General features: G+C 75.9%; 17 protein-coding genes. 3 read left to right on the forward strand and 14 right to left on the reverse strand.

The window, feature by feature from the left end; translation table 11 throughout:
- Together CS2_RS04115 and CS2_RS04120 are read left to right on the forward strand one after the other, a co-directional pair.
- The coding region (locus tag CS2_RS04115) for an endo-1,4-beta-xylanase (RefSeq protein ID WP_176573218.1) at window positions 1-774 on the forward strand (774 nt) is incomplete at its 5' end.
- Window positions 775-913: 139 nt separating this feature from the next.
- On the forward strand, window positions 914-1,861 hold the full coding sequence (locus tag CS2_RS04120) for a pseudouridine synthase (protein ID WP_070319038.1): 948 nt from the start codon (window positions 914-916) through the stop codon (window positions 1,859-1,861).
- A 12-nt stretch (window positions 1,862-1,873) separates the two neighbouring features.
- On the opposite strand, the gene CS2_RS04125 is transcribed toward CS2_RS04120, so the two are convergent.
- Window positions 1,874-2,422, reverse strand: coding sequence for a hypothetical protein (locus CS2_RS04125; RefSeq protein WP_156441986.1), 549 nt, complete (start codon window positions 2,420-2,422; stop codon window positions 1,874-1,876).
- A gap of 170 nt (window positions 2,423-2,592) precedes the next feature.
- On the opposite strand from CS2_RS04125, the gene CS2_RS04130 reads away from it, so the two are divergent.
- A complete protein-coding gene (locus CS2_RS04130) occupies window positions 2,593-2,802 on the forward strand; it encodes a hypothetical protein (protein WP_134851594.1) in 210 nt (69 codons plus the stop codon).
- A 32-nt stretch (window positions 2,803-2,834) separates the two neighbouring features.
- Here the strand turns inward: CS2_RS04130 and CS2_RS04135 are convergent, their stop codons facing one another.
- The 13 genes from CS2_RS04135 to CS2_RS04195 all read right to left on the reverse strand — a co-directional run bounded on the left by CS2_RS04135 (window position 2,835) and on the right by CS2_RS04195 (window position 17,106).
- The gene (locus CS2_RS04135) at window positions 2,835-3,809 is read right to left on the reverse strand and encodes a DMT family transporter (RefSeq protein ID WP_046529634.1); all 975 of its coding nucleotides are present in this window, start codon (window positions 3,807-3,809) and stop codon (window positions 2,835-2,837) included.
- An 81-nt stretch (window positions 3,810-3,890) separates the two neighbouring features.
- Window positions 3,891-5,147 carry a diaminobutyrate--2-oxoglutarate transaminase gene (gene ectB / locus CS2_RS04140; RefSeq protein WP_070319007.1) on the reverse strand — a complete coding sequence of 419 codons (1,257 nt, stop codon included), beginning with the start codon at window positions 5,145-5,147 and terminating at the stop codon, window positions 3,891-3,893.
- A 73-nt stretch (window positions 5,148-5,220) separates the two neighbouring features.
- Window positions 5,221-6,411 carry a hypothetical protein gene (locus CS2_RS04145; protein WP_070319008.1) on the reverse strand — a complete coding sequence of 397 codons (1,191 nt, stop codon included), beginning with the start codon at window positions 6,409-6,411 and terminating at the stop codon, window positions 5,221-5,223.
- Window positions 6,411-7,712, reverse strand: coding sequence for a lysine N(6)-hydroxylase/L-ornithine N(5)-oxygenase family protein (locus CS2_RS04150; protein ID WP_046529636.1), 1,302 nt, complete (start codon window positions 7,710-7,712; stop codon window positions 6,411-6,413). Before CS2_RS04150 ends, CS2_RS04145 begins: the two co-directional genes overlap by 1 nt.
- The gene (locus tag CS2_RS04155; RefSeq protein WP_082739848.1) at window positions 7,691-8,866 is read right to left on the reverse strand and encodes an FAD-dependent oxidoreductase; all 1,176 of its coding nucleotides are present in this window, start codon (window positions 8,864-8,866) and stop codon (window positions 7,691-7,693) included. Before CS2_RS04155 ends, CS2_RS04150 begins: the two co-directional genes overlap by 22 nt.
- Window positions 8,863-10,830 carry a class I tRNA ligase family protein gene (locus CS2_RS04160; protein ID WP_217997356.1) on the reverse strand — a complete coding sequence of 656 codons (1,968 nt, stop codon included), beginning with the start codon at window positions 10,828-10,830 and terminating at the stop codon, window positions 8,863-8,865. Before CS2_RS04160 ends, CS2_RS04155 begins: the two co-directional genes overlap by 4 nt.
- A 69-nt stretch (window positions 10,831-10,899) precedes the next feature.
- Complete coding sequence (locus tag CS2_RS04165; protein WP_046529638.1) at window positions 10,900-11,454, reverse strand: DUF3291 domain-containing protein; 555 nt, start codon at window positions 11,452-11,454, stop codon at window positions 10,900-10,902.
- Window positions 11,455-11,536: 82 nt separating this feature from the next.
- Entirely contained in the window at window positions 11,537-12,790 is a 1,254-nt protein-coding gene (locus CS2_RS04170) for an NAD(P)/FAD-dependent oxidoreductase (protein ID WP_070319009.1), read from the reverse strand.
- A gap of 73 nt (window positions 12,791-12,863) precedes the next feature.
- On the reverse strand, window positions 12,864-13,577 hold the full coding sequence (locus CS2_RS18445) for a rhodanese-like domain-containing protein (RefSeq protein WP_082739852.1): 714 nt from the start codon (window positions 13,575-13,577) through the stop codon (window positions 12,864-12,866).
- Window positions 13,574-14,530 (reverse strand): alpha/beta hydrolase fold domain-containing protein, encoded by a 957-nt coding sequence (locus CS2_RS04180; RefSeq protein ID WP_217997357.1) that lies wholly within the window; start codon window positions 14,528-14,530, stop codon window positions 13,574-13,576. The genes CS2_RS18445 and CS2_RS04180 overlap by 4 nt, the downstream gene beginning before the upstream one ends.
- Window positions 14,523-16,163, reverse strand: coding sequence for an amino acid adenylation domain-containing protein (locus tag CS2_RS04185; protein ID WP_070319010.1), 1,641 nt, complete (start codon window positions 16,161-16,163; stop codon window positions 14,523-14,525). The genes CS2_RS04180 and CS2_RS04185 overlap by 8 nt, the downstream gene beginning before the upstream one ends.
- The gene (locus CS2_RS04190; protein ID WP_070319011.1) at window positions 16,160-16,633 is read right to left on the reverse strand and encodes a GNAT family N-acetyltransferase; all 474 of its coding nucleotides are present in this window, start codon (window positions 16,631-16,633) and stop codon (window positions 16,160-16,162) included. The genes CS2_RS04185 and CS2_RS04190 overlap by 4 nt, the downstream gene beginning before the upstream one ends.
- Complete coding sequence (locus CS2_RS04195; RefSeq protein ID WP_046529642.1) at window positions 16,630-17,106, reverse strand: hypothetical protein; 477 nt, start codon at window positions 17,104-17,106, stop codon at window positions 16,630-16,632. Before CS2_RS04195 ends, CS2_RS04190 begins: the two co-directional genes overlap by 4 nt.
- Between the last annotated feature and the right edge of the window lie 19 nt (window positions 17,107-17,125).

The following is a 17,125-nucleotide window of genomic DNA, read 5'->3' on the forward strand; positions in this document are numbered from 1 at the left end:
GACTGGACGCACGCCAAGACGCAGGCCGTCTACACCATGGTCCGCGACTTCAAGGCCCGCGGCGTCCCGATCGACTGCGTGGGCTTCCAGTCGCACTTCAACCCGCAGAGCCCCGTGCCGAACAACTACCAGACGACGCTCTCGAGCTTCGCGGCGCTCGGCGTGGACGTGCAGATCACCGAGCTGGACATCGAGGGCTCGGGCTCGGCGCAGGCCGAGAACTACCGCAAGGTCGTGCAGGCGTGCCTCAACGTGTCGCGCTGCACGGGCATCACGGTGTGGGGCGTGCGTGACACCGACTCGTGGCGCGCGAGCGGCACGCCGCTGCTGTTCGACGGCTCGGGCAACAAGAAGGCCGCCTACACGACCACGCTCAACACGCTGAACGCGGGCGGCACGGGCACGCCCACGCCGACCCCCACGCCCACCACGACCCCGACGCCCACCCCGACGCCCACGGTCACCCCCACGCCCACGCCGACCCCGACGCAGAACCCGGGCGGGGCGTGCTCCGCGGCGCTGACCATCGCGAACTCGTGGGGCGGCGGCTACCAGGCCACCGTCACCGTGACGGCCGGGTCCGCGGGCCTCACCGGGTGGCGCGTGACGCTGCCGTCCGGCGTGAGCTCGAACAACGTGTGGAACGGCGTGCTGTCCGGCGGCGTCGTGAGCAACGCGCCGTACAACGGCACGGTCGCCGCGGGCCAGTCGACGACCTTCGGGTTCATCGGCAACGGCAACGCCCCCGCGGCGGGCGCGCTGAGCTGCGCCTGACCGCACCCTCCTGACCGGGCGGGGCACGACCCGACCGGTGACCACGACGGCGTCGCACCCCCGCGGGTGCGGCGCCGTCGTCGTGCCCCGCGGGGGCGCGCCTCCACCGTCGTCGGCCCCCGCACCTACGATCGACCGCGTGCCGCTCCGTCCCCCGCTCCCGGCGCGCCACGGCCTGGCCCCCGCGCACCTGTGCACGCCGCCGCCGCGGCGCGGGACGCCCGACGCGTGGCCGACCATGGGCGCGTGGCTGCGCGACCGGCTGCCGGAGCACGTCGACGTCGCGGGCATGCTCGCGGCCGGCGAGTTCGTCGACGCCGACGGGCGCGCGGTCCGCGACGACGAGCCGTTCGTGGCGGCGCGGCACGTGTGGTTCCACCGCGTGCTGCGCGACGAGCCCGTGGTGCCCGGCACGGTCCACGTGGTGCACCGCGACGAGCGGCTCGTGGTCGTCGACAAGCCGCCGTTCCTCGCGTCGATCCCCCGGGGCCGGCACATCGTGCAGAGCGTCGTCGTGCGCCTGCGCGCCGAGCTGGGCCTGCCCGAGCTGTCGCCGCTGCACCGGCTCGACCGCGGCACGTCGGGGCTCCTGCTGCTCGCGACCGAGCAGCGCTGGCGCGCGCCGTACCAGACGGCGTTCGAGCGGCGCGCGGTCGACAAGACGTACCGCGCGCTCGCACCGCTGCGGCCCGACCTCGCGCTGCCCGTCGTCGTGCGGAACCACATCCGCAAGGTGCGGGGCACCGTGCAGGCCGAGGTGGTGCCGGGCGCGCCCGTCAACGCCGAGACGACGGTCGAGCTCGAGCGCGAGCACGACGGCCTCGGGGTCTACCGCCTGCACCCCCGCACGGGCCGCACGCACCAGCTGCGCCTGCACCTGGCCGGGCTCGGGATCCCGATCGTCGGGGACCCCCTGTACCCCGTCGAGCGCGACGTGGACCTCGACGACTTCCGCCACCCGCTGCAGCTGCTGGCCGCCGAGCTCGCGTTCGACGACCCGGTCGACGGGCGGCGGCGCGAGTTCCGCAGCGTGCGCGACGTCCCGCTGACGGGTGACGTGCCGGACACGGACACCCGAGCGACGTGACGGCCCGGGCGGCTACTTGACGGGCAGCTCGATCGTCTCGTCGCCCACGTGGATGACGAGCGGCTCGACCGTGCTCGTCTTCGTCCCGAACACCGTGGTGTGGGGCACGAGGTCCATCGTGCAGGGGCGGTCCGGCGGGATCTCGCGCAGGTCGATGCGCACCGCGTTCGGCTCGTCGGGCAGCACGTGCAGGCGCTCCCCCACGGGCGGGCACGTCGAGCTGCCCCACAGCACCACGGCGAGGTTCACGCCGTTCTCCAGGTACGTGGCCGCCGCCTGCCCGGGCTCGACCTCGAGCTCCTGCTCGACGAAGCGCACGTCCTGCACGTCGCCCTGCTCGTTCTCGAGCGCACCCTCGACCTCGCCGGGCTCCTGGTCGCCGTCGTCCTCGAGGCCGCCGGCCGTCGCCTCGCGCGTCTCGAGCACGCGCACCACGGGCACGCCCGCGTAGTCGGTGATCGCGGCGTTCGACGCGCACCCCGTGAGGGCCGCCGCCGCGCCCACCAGCAGCGCCGCCGCACCCACCCCGCGCGCCGTCGCGCGTCCCGTCCGTCGTCGCACCGCGACCACCCCCTGCCGCTCCGCGGCGGTCGCCCCGTGCCGGGCGCCACCCGCCGTCCTGCCCCCGCCAGGCTAGGGCGAGGCGCGTGCCCGGGCGACCCGGCCACGGCGCCCGCCCGGCCCGCGCGACGCGGTTGCCCGCCCAGGAGGCCCGGGAGAGGGTGAGATGCATGGATCCCGTGCTCTGGTTCGTCTGGGTCGCCCTGCTCGCCGTCGTCGTCGGGGGCACCGCGACGGTCGTCGACACCGTCCTGAAGCACCGCCGCCGGCTCGCCGAGATCCGGGCGGACGCCGCTCGCCGGGACGTGCACGACCGGCTCGACGCGGTCGACGCGCGGATCGAGCGGCTCGAGAGGGCGTCGGACGCCGCACCCCGCTGACGTGCGTCGGGGCCCCGGCGGCGTCTCGCGCGTCAGGGCCGGACGGCCACCCGCGCGGGCGGCGCCGGGACGGTGCGGGCCCTGCGGATGACCGTCACGACCCCGGCCACGACCAGCACGAAGCCCCCGAGCTCGAGCGGGGGCGGCAGCCGGCCCTCCCACGCGAACACGTACGCCAGGCCGGCGCAGACCTGCACCACCGCGAGCTGCCCCGCCAGCGAGATCGGCGTCAGGGCCGACGACCGGCTCCACAGCACGGTGCCGAACCACGACACCACCACGCCCAGCAGCAGGCTCGCGAGCACGAGCGGACCCACCTGGTCCGCGGCGTCCACGCGGACCGCACCGCTCGCGAGCACGAGCGGCGTCGCGACGAGCGACAGCCCGAACGTGCAGACGCCCATCATGGTCGACCACGTGGTCGAGGAGACGTGCGGGTGCTCGCGCAGGAACTGGGCGTTGCGCACCGCGTACGACGTCCACAGCGCGAGCGCGCCGACGGCGGCCGCGATCCCCAGCGCCCAGTCGGCGCCCGACCTCCCCTGCACGACGCTCTGCCAGTCGAGCTCGACGACGTACACGAGCGTCAGGCCGCACACGATGAGCGCCAGCGGCAGCACCAGGCGCGCGAACGGCAGCTCGCGGCGCACCCAGTTCCCGGTGAGCGCGATCGAGACGGGCAGCAGGCCGATGATGACCGTCGCGATCGGGGCGCCCGCCCACCGGATCGCCTGCACCAGCAGCGCGTAGTACCCCAGGTGCCCGGTCACCGAGAACACCGCCGCGGTGCGCCACGCGTGCGCCCCGACGCCCGCGAGGGCCGTGCGCCACGTCACCGCGAGCAGCACCACCGACACCGCCCCGAAGCACAGGTAGCGCCCCAGGGCGAGCGCCAGCGACGGCACGCCGGGCAGCACGACGGGCACCAGGAACGCGAGCCCCCACACGAGGTTCGCGCCCACGCCGCACAGCACCCCGACCCACGGCCCCGCGGACCTCGTCGTCACGCGTCCCCCTCCGTCGCGCCCGCCGCGCCGTCCGCGCGGCGGGGCCGCACCGCCGTCGCCGCCATGGTCCCGCACCCCCGGTCACGCACGCACGGCCGCCAGCATCGCGGCGCGCAGCACGTCGAGCCCTTCCGCGAGCTCGTCGTCGGTCGTGGTGAGCGCCGGCAGGAGCTTGACGACCTCGTCCCGGGAGCCGGCCGTCTCCACCAGCAGGCCCCGCGCGAACGCCTCGTCCGCGACCGCGCGCGCGAGCCGCGGGTCCGCGAAGCCCACGCCCCACACCAGGCCGCGGCCCCGGACGTCCACGACGTGCGGCGCGTGCTCGCGCGCGAGCGCGCCCAGGTGCTCACGCATCAGCAGCTCGCGCACCCTCGTCTGCTTCTCGAGCATGTCGTCCGCCCAGAACTCCTCGAGCGCGGCCCGGCCCGTGACGAAGGCCGGGTTGTGGCCGCGGAACGTCCCGTTGTGCTCGCCGGGCTGCCAGACGTCGAGCTCCGACCGGAAGAGCGTCAGCGCCATGGGCAGGCCGTAGCCGCTGATGGACTTCGACAGGCACACGATGTCGGGGACGACGCCCGCACCCTCGAAGCTGAAGAACGGACCGGTGCGGCCGCAGCCCATCTGGATGTCGTCCACGATCAGCAGGATCCCGCGGCTGCGGCACAGGTCGGCGAGGTCGGCGAGCCACGTGAAGCGCGCGGGGTTGACGCCGCCCTCGCCCTGCACGGTCTCGACGATCACCGCCGCGGGCAGGTCCATCCCGCTGCTGCTGTCGTCGAGCATCGTCCGCAGGAGCGTCAGGCCGCACACGTCGCCGCCCGCGAACCCGTCGTACGGCAGCCGCCACGTCGCGCCCAGCGGCACGCCCGCGCCTGCGCGCTTGCCCGCGTTGCCGGTGACCGCGAGCGCGCCCAGGGACATGCCGTGGAACGCGCCCGTGAACGCGACCACGGTCTGCCGCCCGGTGACCTTGCGCGCGAGCTTGAGCGCCGCCTCGACGCTGTTGGTGCCGGTCGGGCCGGGGAACTGCACGCGGTAGTCGAGGTGCCGGGGCCGCAGCACGCGGGCGTCGAGCTCGGCGAGGAACGCGCTGCGCGCGCTCGTGAACATGTCGAGGCTGTGCGTCACGCCGTCGCCCTCGAGGTAGTCGAGCAGCGCGCGCTTGAGGACCGGGTGGTTGTGCCCGTAGTTCAGGGCGCTCGCACCGGTGAAGAAGTCGAGGTAGGCGCGGCCCCGGTCGTCGTGCAGGCGGCTGCCGCGCCCGCTGACGAAGACGACGGGCCAGCTGCGGCTGTAGGTGCGGACCTCGGACTCGATCGTGCTGGCTGCTGCGCTCACGGTGCTCCCCCTGGATGCTCGGTGCGGTGCGGTGCGGTGCGGGACGGATGCGGTGCGGTGCGGTGCGGGACGGTCAGACGGCGCGCAGGGCGGGTGCCGCGCACGCGGTGGCGGTGACGAGCAGGACGACGACCGCACCGCCGGCCCAGCGGGCGGCGCGACCGCCGTCGCGGGTCGCCGCGGCGGCGGCGAGCGCGTAGGCCAGGGTCGCGGCCGCGGCGGGACCCAGCAGGAGCAGGGGCACGGCCCCGTCACGGTCCCCGAGGACGACGAGCACGCCCGAGAGCGCCGCGACCGCCAGCACCAGGCCGCGCGCGGGCCCGCGGCCCGCCGTCGGGACCGCGCGCACGCGCGCCGCGATCGACGCCGCGGTCCGCAGGTTCGTGACGACGTAGGACGCGAGGACGAGCGCCGACGCCGCGGCCACCGCCGCGTGCACCGCCGGCAGGTCGGCGCCGGTGCCGACCAGCGGCCGGGTGCGCCCGACGGCGGCGAGCGCGAGGTACACGGCTCCGACGGCGACCGCGGCCACGACGACGCCCCGCGCCGTGTCGCGGGCCGGGGGTCCGGCCGGTCCTCCCGCGCGCGTCACGCCCTCCCACCCGATCCCGGCGAACAGCAGCGCCGCGCCCGCGAGCCACAGCGCACCCGCCCCGGTGACGCCGTCGGGCGCGAACGCGCCGCCCGCACCGGGGTCGGGCCACCCGATCGCACCCCACGCGGCGGCGAGGGCGCCGGCGACCCACGGGCGGACCCGCAGCAGCGCGAGCGGGACCCGCACGGGGCTCGCCGCGACGGCGGCCGCAGCGGCGAGCAGCGCGAGCGGCGCCACCGCCGGGAACGGACCCGAGCTCACCGGGACGGCGGCACGGACCCCGACGACCGCGAACCACACGATCGCGGCCTGGCCCGCCGCGAAGGCGACCGCGTAGGTGACGTCGACGCACCGGCGGGCGCCCTCCCCCCACGTCGCGCCGACCACCGCGGAGACCGGCAGCGGACGCCGGCCGGTGCGCGCCGCGTGCACGCCGAGCAGCACGCCCACGGTGCCGCCCAGCAGCACGTGGCCCGCCCAGAGCAGCAGGTCGGCACCGCCGGCGAGGGTCGCGACCACCGGCGGCACCACGAGCACGCCCGCCCCGAGGACCCCGCCGACGACGTGCCGGGCGACCGTCCGCACGTCGTCGCCGGACGCACGCGTGCGCGCGGGCGCGCTCTCGTGCGGCGGTGCACCGGGGGCGCCGACGGCGCGACGGGCTCCCACTAGGCCAGCCGCTTCCACAGGTTCTCGGAGATCGCCCTGGCCCGCAGCGACAGCAGGCTGAACGACCCGGCGTCGCCGATGCCGTGCGTGGACTCGCACAGCCCGTTGAGGAACACGGGCGGCGTCGCGGGGTCGGTCGTCCGCACCTCGTAGTGCGGCTCCACCTCGAGGTAGCCGTCCGCGTCGAACCGGAAGGCGTCCGCGACGTCGCGCACCAGGGCGGGCACCCGCTCCTGGTGCGGACCGGGCCCCAGGTCGCGGAACCCGGTCGCCAGGACCACGACGTCGGTCCGCAGCTCCTCGACCTCACCCGTGTTGAGCTCCTCGACGCGGAGCACGACGCCGTCGTCGTGCGCCTCGACCGCACGCACCTGGCGGCTGCCGCGCACGAACACCCGCTGCTCGCCGTCCAGGCGCTGCTCGTGGACGAGCCGGTACAGCTCGCGCAGCACGTCGCCGTCGGCCGACGAGTAGTTCGTCAGGCGCATGAACGCGTCGATCTCACGCTTGCGGGCGCGCGGCGCGCGGTAGTAGTACTCCGTGAACTCCGGGAAGTACCCCTCCTCGCTGAAGGGGCTCGTGTCCTTCTGGCGCAGGGTCAGCGACCGGACGAGCGTGGTGACCTGCGCGTGCGGGTAGCGGCGCGCGACGTCGAGCGTCAGCTCGACCGCGCTCTGGCTGCCGCCCACGACGGTCACCGACCGCGGCGCGGCGGCCGTGCCGCCGTCGGCGACGAGCTCCTCGACCCGGCGCAGCGCCGGCAGGTAGTCGGTCAGGTGGAACACGCGCGGCGACCGCACGCCGTCGAACGGCTCGGGGACGTAGGGCGTGCGACCCGTGCCCACCACGAGGGAGCGCGCGAGCAGCTCGTCGCCGCGCGACGTGGTCACGCGGTAGCACGGCTCACCACCGGGGTCCTGCGCGCGCGCCACCGCGACGACCCGCACGCCGTAGTCGACGGTCGCGGGGACCTGCTCGGCCACCCAGCTCACGTACCGGGCGTACTCCTTGCGCAGCGGGAACTCCTGCGGGACGTTGAGGTGCTCCAGCAGGCGCCCGTTCTCGAACAGGTAGTTGACGAACGTGTACCGGCTGCGCGGGTTGCGCAGCGACACGAGGTCCCGCACGGGGTGGTTCTGGATGTCCGAGCCGTCGAGCATCATGGCCGCCTGCCACGACGGCGAGGGCCGCGCCTCGAGGTAGCGGACGTCGAGGTCGTACGCCTCCTCCTCGAGGGCGACGGCGAGGGCGATGTTGGCAGGGCCGTAGCCGATGCCGATCACGTCGTGAAGGTGAGCCACGGTTCTCCCTGGGTCGAGGTGGTGACGGGTGCCGCGGCCGCCGGGGCGGCCCCTCGGCGGAGCGGTCCGGCGGCGTGCCCGGCGAGCACGGCGTCGGCGATGCGGCGCCCCGCCTCGGGCGCGACCTTGACGCCGCCGCCGTCCCAGCCGCGGACGGCGTGCACGCGTGGCACGCCCGTGGCCGACAGGAGCGCGACCGGTGCGTCGGCGTCGGCGGCCACGACGTAGGCGTCGGCCGACCGCACGGTCGTCGTGACGTGGGCGGTGGGGAGCCAGGGCAGGTGCGCGGTGAGCGCCGCGAACGTGGCGCGCGCGTGGTCGGGGTCGGGCGGCGCGTCCACCGCGGAGTCCCACACGACGTGCGGCATCCCGATGAGCGTGCGCCCCGGGCCGTACGGCCGGGCGTAGACGCCGGTCCGCAGGTCGAGCAGCGTCGCGTGGTCGGGCCCCGGTGGCCGGCCGTCGACGACGCTCACCTGGATCGACCGGGCGCGGACGGGCGCGGACGTGCGGACGCCCTCGACCGACCGCGGCCCCCACGGCCCGACGGCGAGCACGACGTCCCGCGCGAGGACGTGGCCGCCGTCGGTGCGCACGCGCGCACGGTCGCCGACGTCCTCGACGCCGACGACGCGCACGCCCCGACGGACCCGCGCGCCCGCCGCCACCGCGCGGCGCAGCCACAGCGTCGTGACCTCGACGGGGTCCACCCACCCCGCGTCGGGCTCGACGAGCGCGACCCCGCCCGCCAGCCGCAGGCCCGCGACCTCGTCGCGGCCCGACACGACGTGCGCCGCCGCGCCGGACCGCTCCCGCAGCTGCGGCACGGCCGCGCGCAGCGCGTCCTCGTGGGCCGGGTCGACGACGGTCACGGCGCCGACCGACCGCAGGGGCGACGTGCCGCCCGGCCAGCGCGCGGGGTCGCGGTACGCCGCGAGGCTCGCGGCCGCCAGCTCGGCGGTCGCGGGGTCGGGGTCGTACGCGCGCACCATGCCCCCGGACCTGCCCGTGGCACCGGCCGCGACGACAGTCGAGCGGTCGAGCACCACGACGTCCGCGCCCCGCTCGGCCGCGTGCGCCGCCACCGCCGCGCCGACGATCCCCGCCCCGACGACCACGAGGTCGACGGCGGCGTCCGCCGCGTGCCCGCTCATGCGGGCGAGCCCACGGGCACGGCGTCGGGGACGGGCACGGCGGCGTCGACCACCGGCGCGTCGTCGAGCACGGGGGCGGGCGCGCTGCACCGGGTGCCGGACGGCAGGAAGGTCCAGCCGGTCTCGCGCGTCGGCTCGCCCGCGAGGCCCAGCCAGTCCCACACGCGCTGCGCCGTCACGGGCGCGACGGGCCACGCGAGCGCCGCCACCACCTTCGCCGCGAGGTACTCCAGCGCCAGGCTCGTGCGCGACTCCTCGGCCAGGGCCGCGACGTCGCGCGCGACGACCTCGGTGGCGCGGAACTCGACGCAGCGCGCGACGACCGACTCCAGCAGCCGGACGTAGCCGCGCGCGCTGAACGACGCGGGCAGCAGCAGGCCGTCGAGCTGCTGCGTCGCGAGGTCGAGGAACCGGTACAGCTCGCGGTGCGCGTCCGTCCACGCCCCCGTGCCGGGGACGACGCCCGACGGGCCGACGTCGGCGAAGCCGCGCAGCCAGTCGCGCAGCGCGCGGTGCAGCGGGTCGTCGGCGTGCCGCGCCGCGCGGTCCTCGTCGATCCGCGTGACGCGCCCCTCGGGCGCGTCCCGCAGGAGAGCGACGCGCACCGCGTCGGCCCCGGCGTCGCGCAGCGCGTCGTCCGCCCACACGGCGTGCCCGCGGCTCGTCGAGAACTTCTCGTCGCCGAGGTGCAGGAACTGGTTGGTGACGAACGCGGTCGGCAGGTGGTCGCCCAGGCCCGCCGCGAACGCGAGCGCCGGCAGCAGGACCGCGTAGTAGTAGCTGTTGTCGTAGCCGAGCAGCAGCACGCGCTCGGCCTCGCCGCCCGCCTCGACCTCCGAGCGCGCGGCCTCGAGGTACGTCAGGGCGAGGTCGACCCACGGGTCGACGACCTGACCGTCGCCGAGCGGCACGCCCCAGTCGCTCGTGCGCGTCAGCCGGTACGGCTCCAGCCCCTCGTCGAGGAGCCGCTCGACGAGGCGTGCGAGGTCGGGCGACGCGTGCACGGTGCGCAGGTAGCGCCGCAGCTCGTCGCCGTGCGCCGCGAGGTCGATCCACAGCCCGCGCTCGACGCGCGACGTCGCGGGCGCCCCGCACCCGACGCAGCGCACGTCCCGCAGGTCGCGCGCCTCGCCCGGGCGCCCGCACGCCTCGCAGATCTCCCCGTCGCTCGACGCGTCGCAGTGCGCGCAGCGGCCGCGGGCGAACGCCTGGTGCAGCGACGTGCCGCACGCGTCGCAGGCGGCGGTGGGCCGCTCCTGGACGGTGACCGACGGCGACGCCGCGACCCGGTCCAGCAGCGCGCGCGTGCGGTCGTGGTGCCCGGGGTCGGTCAGCGGCCGCGTGAGACGGTCGACGCCGACCTCCGCCCGCGCGAGCGTCGCGACGACGGCGTCGCCGGCCTCGCGCGCGACGTCCGCCGGCGCGGCGCCCCGCCGGCGCGCGGCGGTCGCGACGTACGACTGGTGGTCGTCGGTGCCGGTGACGAGACGCGCGTCGCGGCCCTGGCTCCGCAGGGCGCGCACGAGCACGTCGGCACGGACGTACGGTCCCGCGAGGTGCCCCAGGTGGAGCCCGCCGTTGGGCGTGGGCGGCGGGCAGAACACGAGCGTCCGGTCAGCGGCGCGCGTCGCCGGGGGGCGCTGGGCGAGCGCGTCGACCGCGCTCGGGATGTGCTCCCAGTAGACGGAGACGAGGTCGAACGGCTCGTCGCCGTCGTTGCGGATCTCGTGGGCGTGGAACGGCGGGATGAGCACCGTGCCGCCGGGCGCCAGCTCGGTGACCTCGTCCCCCACCAGGACGGTCGCACGCCCCGCGAGCACGAGGAACATCTCCCCGTCCTGGTGCGCGTGCCGCTTGGACACCGTGCGGGGCGGGACGCTGCCGAAGACGGAGCCGAAGGGGACGCCGGGCACGTCCTCGGCGGACAGCAGGGGCTGCAGGTGCATCTCGTAGGACCAGCTCATGGCCGATCGGTCGAACGCGCGGGTGAACACTCGGCTCGCTCCTTGGGAGGTGGGACGGGAGGTGCGGCGTCAGGCGCCGGTGCTGCGGCTCTCGGCGAGGCCGCGGACCCGCACGGGCGTGCCGTCGGCGGCGAACGCGGTGCGCAGCGTGAACGCGGACGGCGTGGGCCCGTGCTCGTGGAGGTGCTCGAGGCGGGCGCACGCGTCGGCCCACGTCGGGATCTCGTCGTCGCCGACCCACCACACGGCGTAGGTCGGCCACTCGGGCTTGAGGAACCACGCGTGCCGCTGCGCGAGGGCGGTGCGGTGCGTGCCGGAGTACACGAACGCGAAGACGGACTCGAGGTCGGTCCACAGCGACAGCGTCGACGCACGGCTGTCGGTGTCGTCGGTGCGCCCCCCGGTGTAGAAGCGCGGCACCTCGAACCGACCCCACTCCCCCCAGTCGCGCGAGAAGTTGGTCAGGTGGCTCTGGTCGGGGCTCTCCTTGGCGCGGGCGACGAAGCCCGGGCTGCCCTCGGCCTGCGCGAACGTCGGCGGCGTCAGGTCGTCGAACCCCTGCACCACGGGGTCGCCGTAGGGCCTCTTCAGGATCGCGAACGTCGTGAAGGCGACACGGGGCATCGGCCTCTCTCCTTCGGCGTCGGGGACGGTGGCAGGTGGTCGGTCCGGGCGTCGGACCTGCGGGGAAACCCCCGCGGGCTCGTCACGCGGGCGTCGCCGCGGGGCGGCGCCGCGCGGACAGCACGGCGCGCATGAACGCGGCCTGGAACTCGGCGGGGGCGGTCATGCGGCCCGTGAGCCGCAGGTAGTCGGCGCTCAGCCCCGGGTCGGCGCACACGGTCCCGAAGGTCCGGCGCTCCGACTCCTCGCCCCGGCCGACCAGCGAGTCCGCGCAGATCCCGTCGACGTGCGGCACGATCTGCGCGTCGTGCCGCGACGCGTACAGCGCGAGCCCCGCCGCGACGTCGTCCGGGTCCCACGACCGGCCCGCGAGCGCACTCGCCAGCAGGTCGGCGGACAGCAGGGAGAACCCGCAGCCCGTCCCGCTCATCGCGTCGAGCGACACGACCGCGTCGCCCACGAACGGCACGCCGCCCACGACGGGACGGCGCACCTGGTTGGGGTAGTCGGTGTAGCCCAGCACCGGCGAGTCGAGCGTCGCGTGCGTCATGTCGGGGGCGGCGTCGAGCGCGGCGAAGTACCGCACGAGCTCACCGCCGTGACCGTCCCCGCGCCATCCCTGCACGCGCGACGGGTGCGAGAACAGCACGAGCTCGGTGCGACCGCCGACCAGCGGGTACACGCAGGCGAGGTCGCCGTCCTTCCGGACGAAGACCGACCGGTCCTGGTCGGGCGCCGGGATCCCCCGGAAGTACCCGAACACCGCCGCCCGCTCGTTGGGCCGGACCACCGCGTCGTTGCCGAGCAGGCCGGCGACGCGCGACCGGCGGCCGTCCGCCGCCACGACGAGGCGAGCGCGCGCCCGCCGCGGGCCCGCGGCGTCCCGGAGCTCGACCGACCACCCCTCGTCGTCACGCACCAGGCCCTCGAGCGCGGTGCCGTCGAGGAACCGGGCACCGACCTCGTGCGCGCGGCGCCGCAGCGCCGGGTCGAGCACGCGCCGCTCGACGTTCAGCGCGTACGAGTCCGGCCGGGCCGGGTCGTAGCCCGGCCCCGGAGAGTCGACGACGCCGCCGACCGTGACGAAGACCGCCTTCGTCGGCACGGCGTGCGGCCGCCCCCGCAGCTCCGACAGGCCCAGCGTGTCGAGCAGCGGCACGGCGTGCGGCTGCAGGAAGTGCGTGCAGAGCTGCTTGTAGTGGCCGTCGTCGAGCGACCGCTTGTCGACCACGACGACGTCGTGGCCCGCCGCGGCGAGCCGGATCGCGGTCGCGCAGCCGGCGAGGCTCCCGCCCACGACGAGGACCTCGCACACGACGTCCCGCGGGCCGGTCACCGCCCCCACCTCCGGGCGCGGCGACGGTGCCCGCACGCGCGCGGACCGGTCCGGCGCGGGCGGTCGGCGGGGCTCATCCCTCGCACCCGCACGACGAGGAGTGGCTCGCGTCGACGCGGCACGCGACGGACGAGCCCTCGGTCGGGTGGCCGTCGCGCTTCCACCAGTCGAGACCGCCGATGAGCTCACGGACGCGGAACCCGGCGGTCGAGAGCTTGAGGGCCGCCTTGGTGGACGCGTTGCAGCCGATGCCGTCGCAGTACGCGACGTACAGCGGCTCGCGCGAGAGGTCGGCCAGCGAGTCGGCGGACATCGAGCGGTGCGGGATGCTGACGGCGCCGCGGATGTGCTCGGCCTCGTACGCGGCGGCGCTCCGCCCGTCGACGACGACCACGTCCTGGCCGTCCTCGAGGGCCTGCGCGAGGTCGAAGGAGTCCATCTCGTAGGCGAGCTTGGCGCTGTAGTGCGCCTGCTGGTCGCGCAGCTCGTCGGTCGTCGTGGCGGTGCTGGTGGTCACGGTGTCGTCTCCCTGGTGGAATCGTGCGGCGAGGGCGTGGAGGTCGGCGAGGGTGCTGGGCGTGACGAGCGAGTCGGAGTGCTCGAACATGTCGACCCCGGCGTCGTCGAGCAGGCTGACGATGACGCTGATGGTCAGGAGCGAGTCGAGCCCGAGCTCGCTCAAGGCGGTGCTCTCGGGGACGGCCGCGACGTCGACGGGGCGGCCGAGGGCCGCCTCGAGGTAGCCGGCGACCTTGTCCCTCACGGTGTCGTGCAGTGCGGTGGTCATGTCGTCCTCCCAGGTGTCGTGCCCCCGTCCCCCGCGGGGGTCCGGAGCGTGCGGGTGAGTCCGGTCGCGATCGACCGGACCGCGTCGCGAGCGGCCGGCAGCCGCGGCGCGTAGAGGCAGAAGTCGTGCGGCAGCGCGGGGAACACCTGGTGCTCGACGGCGACGCCGCGCGCGCGCAGCCCGTCGACCCACGCGTGCCCCTCGTCGCGCAGCACGTCGCAGCCGGCGGTCACGACCAGCGGCGAGCCCAGCCGCGCGAGGTCGACGTCGGTGAGGTGCATCGGGTCCAGGTCGCGCTCGGCGAGCGCCGGGCGCAGCAGTCCGCGGAACAGGCGCATCCGGTCGCGGTCGAGGAAGTACCCCTCGCCGAACTCGTCGTACGAGCCGCGCTCGCCGTGCAGGTCGAGCACGGGGTAGAGCAGCCCGACGCGCTCGAAGGCGCCCGGGCACACGCGCAGGGCCAGGTGGAGCCCCAGCAGCCCGCCGACGCTGTCGCCCAGCAGGAGCAGACGACGCGGCGCGAGCGTGTGGCAGCGCTCCCGCACGCGCCGCGCGAGGTCGTCCACCGACTCCCCGACCGCGCGCTCGGGGGCCTTCGCGTAGTCGAAGCACTCGACCGGCGCCCCGACCTCGTCCGCGAGGACCTGCAGGAACGGCGCGAAGACCGCGGTCGAGTAGTAGACCATCCCCCCGCCGTGCAGGTAGACCACCCGCACGTCGTCCCGGGCCCCGGCGGCGCCCGACGGCCGCACGACGAGCGAGCCGGCCGACGTGCGCTCGCCCCGCACCTCGGCGCCCGCCGGTCCCGCGCCGAACCGTGCGACCCACCGCTCGGCCACCCGCCGGTCCTCGACCAGCGGCCGGTCGGGGCGGACGGGGCCGACCATGAGCGCCCGCGCGACCGCGAGGCGGGCGAAGTCGGCGTCGAGCGCCGCCACGGCCCCCTCACGCACGGACCGCTCCGTCCGGCACGGGCGCCGCGTCCGCCGCGCCCAGCAGGAACCGGGTCCGGGCGGTCCCCGCGGCGGCGTCCGCGAGGCGTCGCACGAGGTCCTTCTCGTCGGTCTTGCCGGTCGACGCGACCGCGAGCGACGGCGACCAGCCCAGCAGCGTGGGGCGCATGTACGTGGGCAGCAGCTCGTCGAGGCGCGCCTCGACGACGTCGAGCACGTCCGGGTCGGGCGCCACGACGAGCAGCGCGATGACGTCGTGCCCGTCGCGCGGCACCACGGCGACGGCCGCGCGCTCGACCGCGGGGCAGCTGAGCGCGGTCTCGCGGATCTCGCCGAGGTGGATCCGGCGGCCGGCGAGCTTCACCTCGTCGTCGTCGCGGCCGCGGAACACGAGCTGGCCGTCGTCGTCGTAGCTGCACAGGTCGCCGGTCCGGTAGTAGCGGACGCCGTCGACCACGACCACGCGGCGCGCGGTCTCGTCGGGCTGGTCGACGTACCCGCGCATCACCTGGGGGCCGCCCACCCAGAGCTCCCCGACCTCGCCCGGGCCGACCGGTGCGCCCGCGTCGTCGACGAGCCGGACCTCGACGCCCCTGAGCGGCGTGCCGATCGGGTAGGAGCCCACCCGGTCGGGGTCGACGTCGCGGACCTCGTAGGCGAGGCACACGATGGTCGCCTCGGTGGGCCCGTAGACGTTCAGCACGCGCGTGCCGGGCAGGCGCGTCTTCCACAGGTTGATGACCTTCGGGTCGCACACCTCCGCCCCCGTCATGACCATCTCGAGGTCCGGGAACGTCTCGCGCGTCACCTGGCGCCCGTCCTGCGTGATGATCGTGAGCAGGGTCGACACCGCGATGAGGTGCGTGATGCGCTGCCGGCGGATCGCGCCGCGCAGCATCGGACCGGCGGGCACGCCCCGGAACTGGTGGACGTACGCGCCGAGCGAGAGCGGCAGCAGCGTGTCCTCGACGGACACGTCGAAGTGGAACGGCGACAGGCTGAGCACGCGCGACGCCGGCGTGAACCGCAGCACCTCGTTGTGCGCCGCGAAGTACGCCGTGAGGTTCGCGACCGTGACGTCCACGCCCTTGGGCTCGCCGGTCGAGCCCGACGTGAAGATCACGTAGGCGCTGTCGTCGGGCCGGTGGGGCACCGTGCGCCAGGTGCGCACGGGGCCGTCGAGCAGCGCGTCGAGCGCACGACGACCCGTCCACGGGACGTCGTCGACGAGGGCCGGACGGTCGTCGAGCGCGACGACGGCGCGGGCGGCGAGGCGCGCGAGCATCCGACGCAGCCGCTCGGGCGGTGCCGTGCCGTCCAGCGGCACGTAGACGGCGCCGCACTTCCACGCGGCGACGGCGACCACCGGCACGAGCGCGCTCTTCTCCGTCAGCACCACGACCCGGTCCCCCGCGCGCACACCTCCCGCCGCCAGGTGCCGCGCGAGCGTCTGGGCCCGCTCCTCGAACGCACCGAAGGTGAGGCTCACGGTGCCGTCGTCCACGGCCGTGCGGGTGGGCCAACGCGCCGCCGCCACCCGGACCAGGTCGCCGAGCGGCGGGGCCGTGCACGCGCGGTCGTCCGCGTCCACCGACCACGGGGCCAGCGACTCCTGCAGCTCGCTCGTCGTCACCGTGCCTCACGCCCCTCGACCTCGTAGGTGAACCGCTGCTTGGCGCGCGACCGGGCGCCGAGGTGCTCGTAGAACCCGATGCCGGTGGCGTTGTCCACCGGCGTCTGCCACTCCAGCCACCCGCACCCCTGCTCGTGCGCGAACGCGACGAGCCGGTCGAAGAACATGCGCCCGAACCCGCGCCCGCGGTGCTCGGCCCGCAGGTACAGGCAGTCCAGGTACGCGAACCGCCGGGCGCTCCACGTGGCGAAGTCGGTCGTCGCCGTCATGAACCCGCACATGCGGTCCCCGTCGAGCGCGGCCCACGCGTGCAGCGCCGGCACGTCCGCGCCCAACGCGGCCCGCCAGCGGTCCACCTGACCGTCCTCGCGGAACTCGGCCCGCTCGTACGCGGCGTGCTCGCGGCACAGCTCCAGCAGCTCGTCGAGCCGGTCCGTCGGCAGCGGCACGACCGCGAGCGCGCCGCTCACACCCACCCCTCGAACGTCGTCGCGAGGTAGTCGTCGAGCGTCTCGCGGTCCAGCCGGCCCCGCAGCATCACGGTCGTGACCCAGGCGTCCCGCTCGAACGCGACGACCTCGAGCTCCCACACGCACGCGACCAGCTGGCGCTGCTCGAGCGGCACGAGCGTCGTGCGGCCCTCGGCGTCCACCTCGACGCCCCGCACCCAGTGCTTGAGCATGTCGGCGTCGTACCACTGGCTGACCAGCAGGTAGTCCCGCTCCATGCCCGCGTGCAGGATGAGGAAGCCGGCCTCGTGGTCGCCCGGCCCCGCGGGGCCCTCGAGCACCGTGGCCGCCTGCTCCTCGAGCCACGCGGGGCTCGGCAGGCGGTCGCGCTCGGCGGGACGGGCGAACATCGCGTACGCCTTGAGCACGCGCCCGTGGACGCGCACCGGTGGGAGCGTCCGCACGAGGCGCGGCGCGTAGGCGAGCGGGTTCACCGCCGCCTCCGGGCGACGC

This window comes from Cellulomonas iranensis NBRC 101100 = JCM 18110 (assembly GCF_001552375.1).
Taxonomy (GTDB): Bacteria; Actinomycetota; Actinomycetes; order Actinomycetales; family Cellulomonadaceae; genus Cellulomonas; species Cellulomonas iranensis.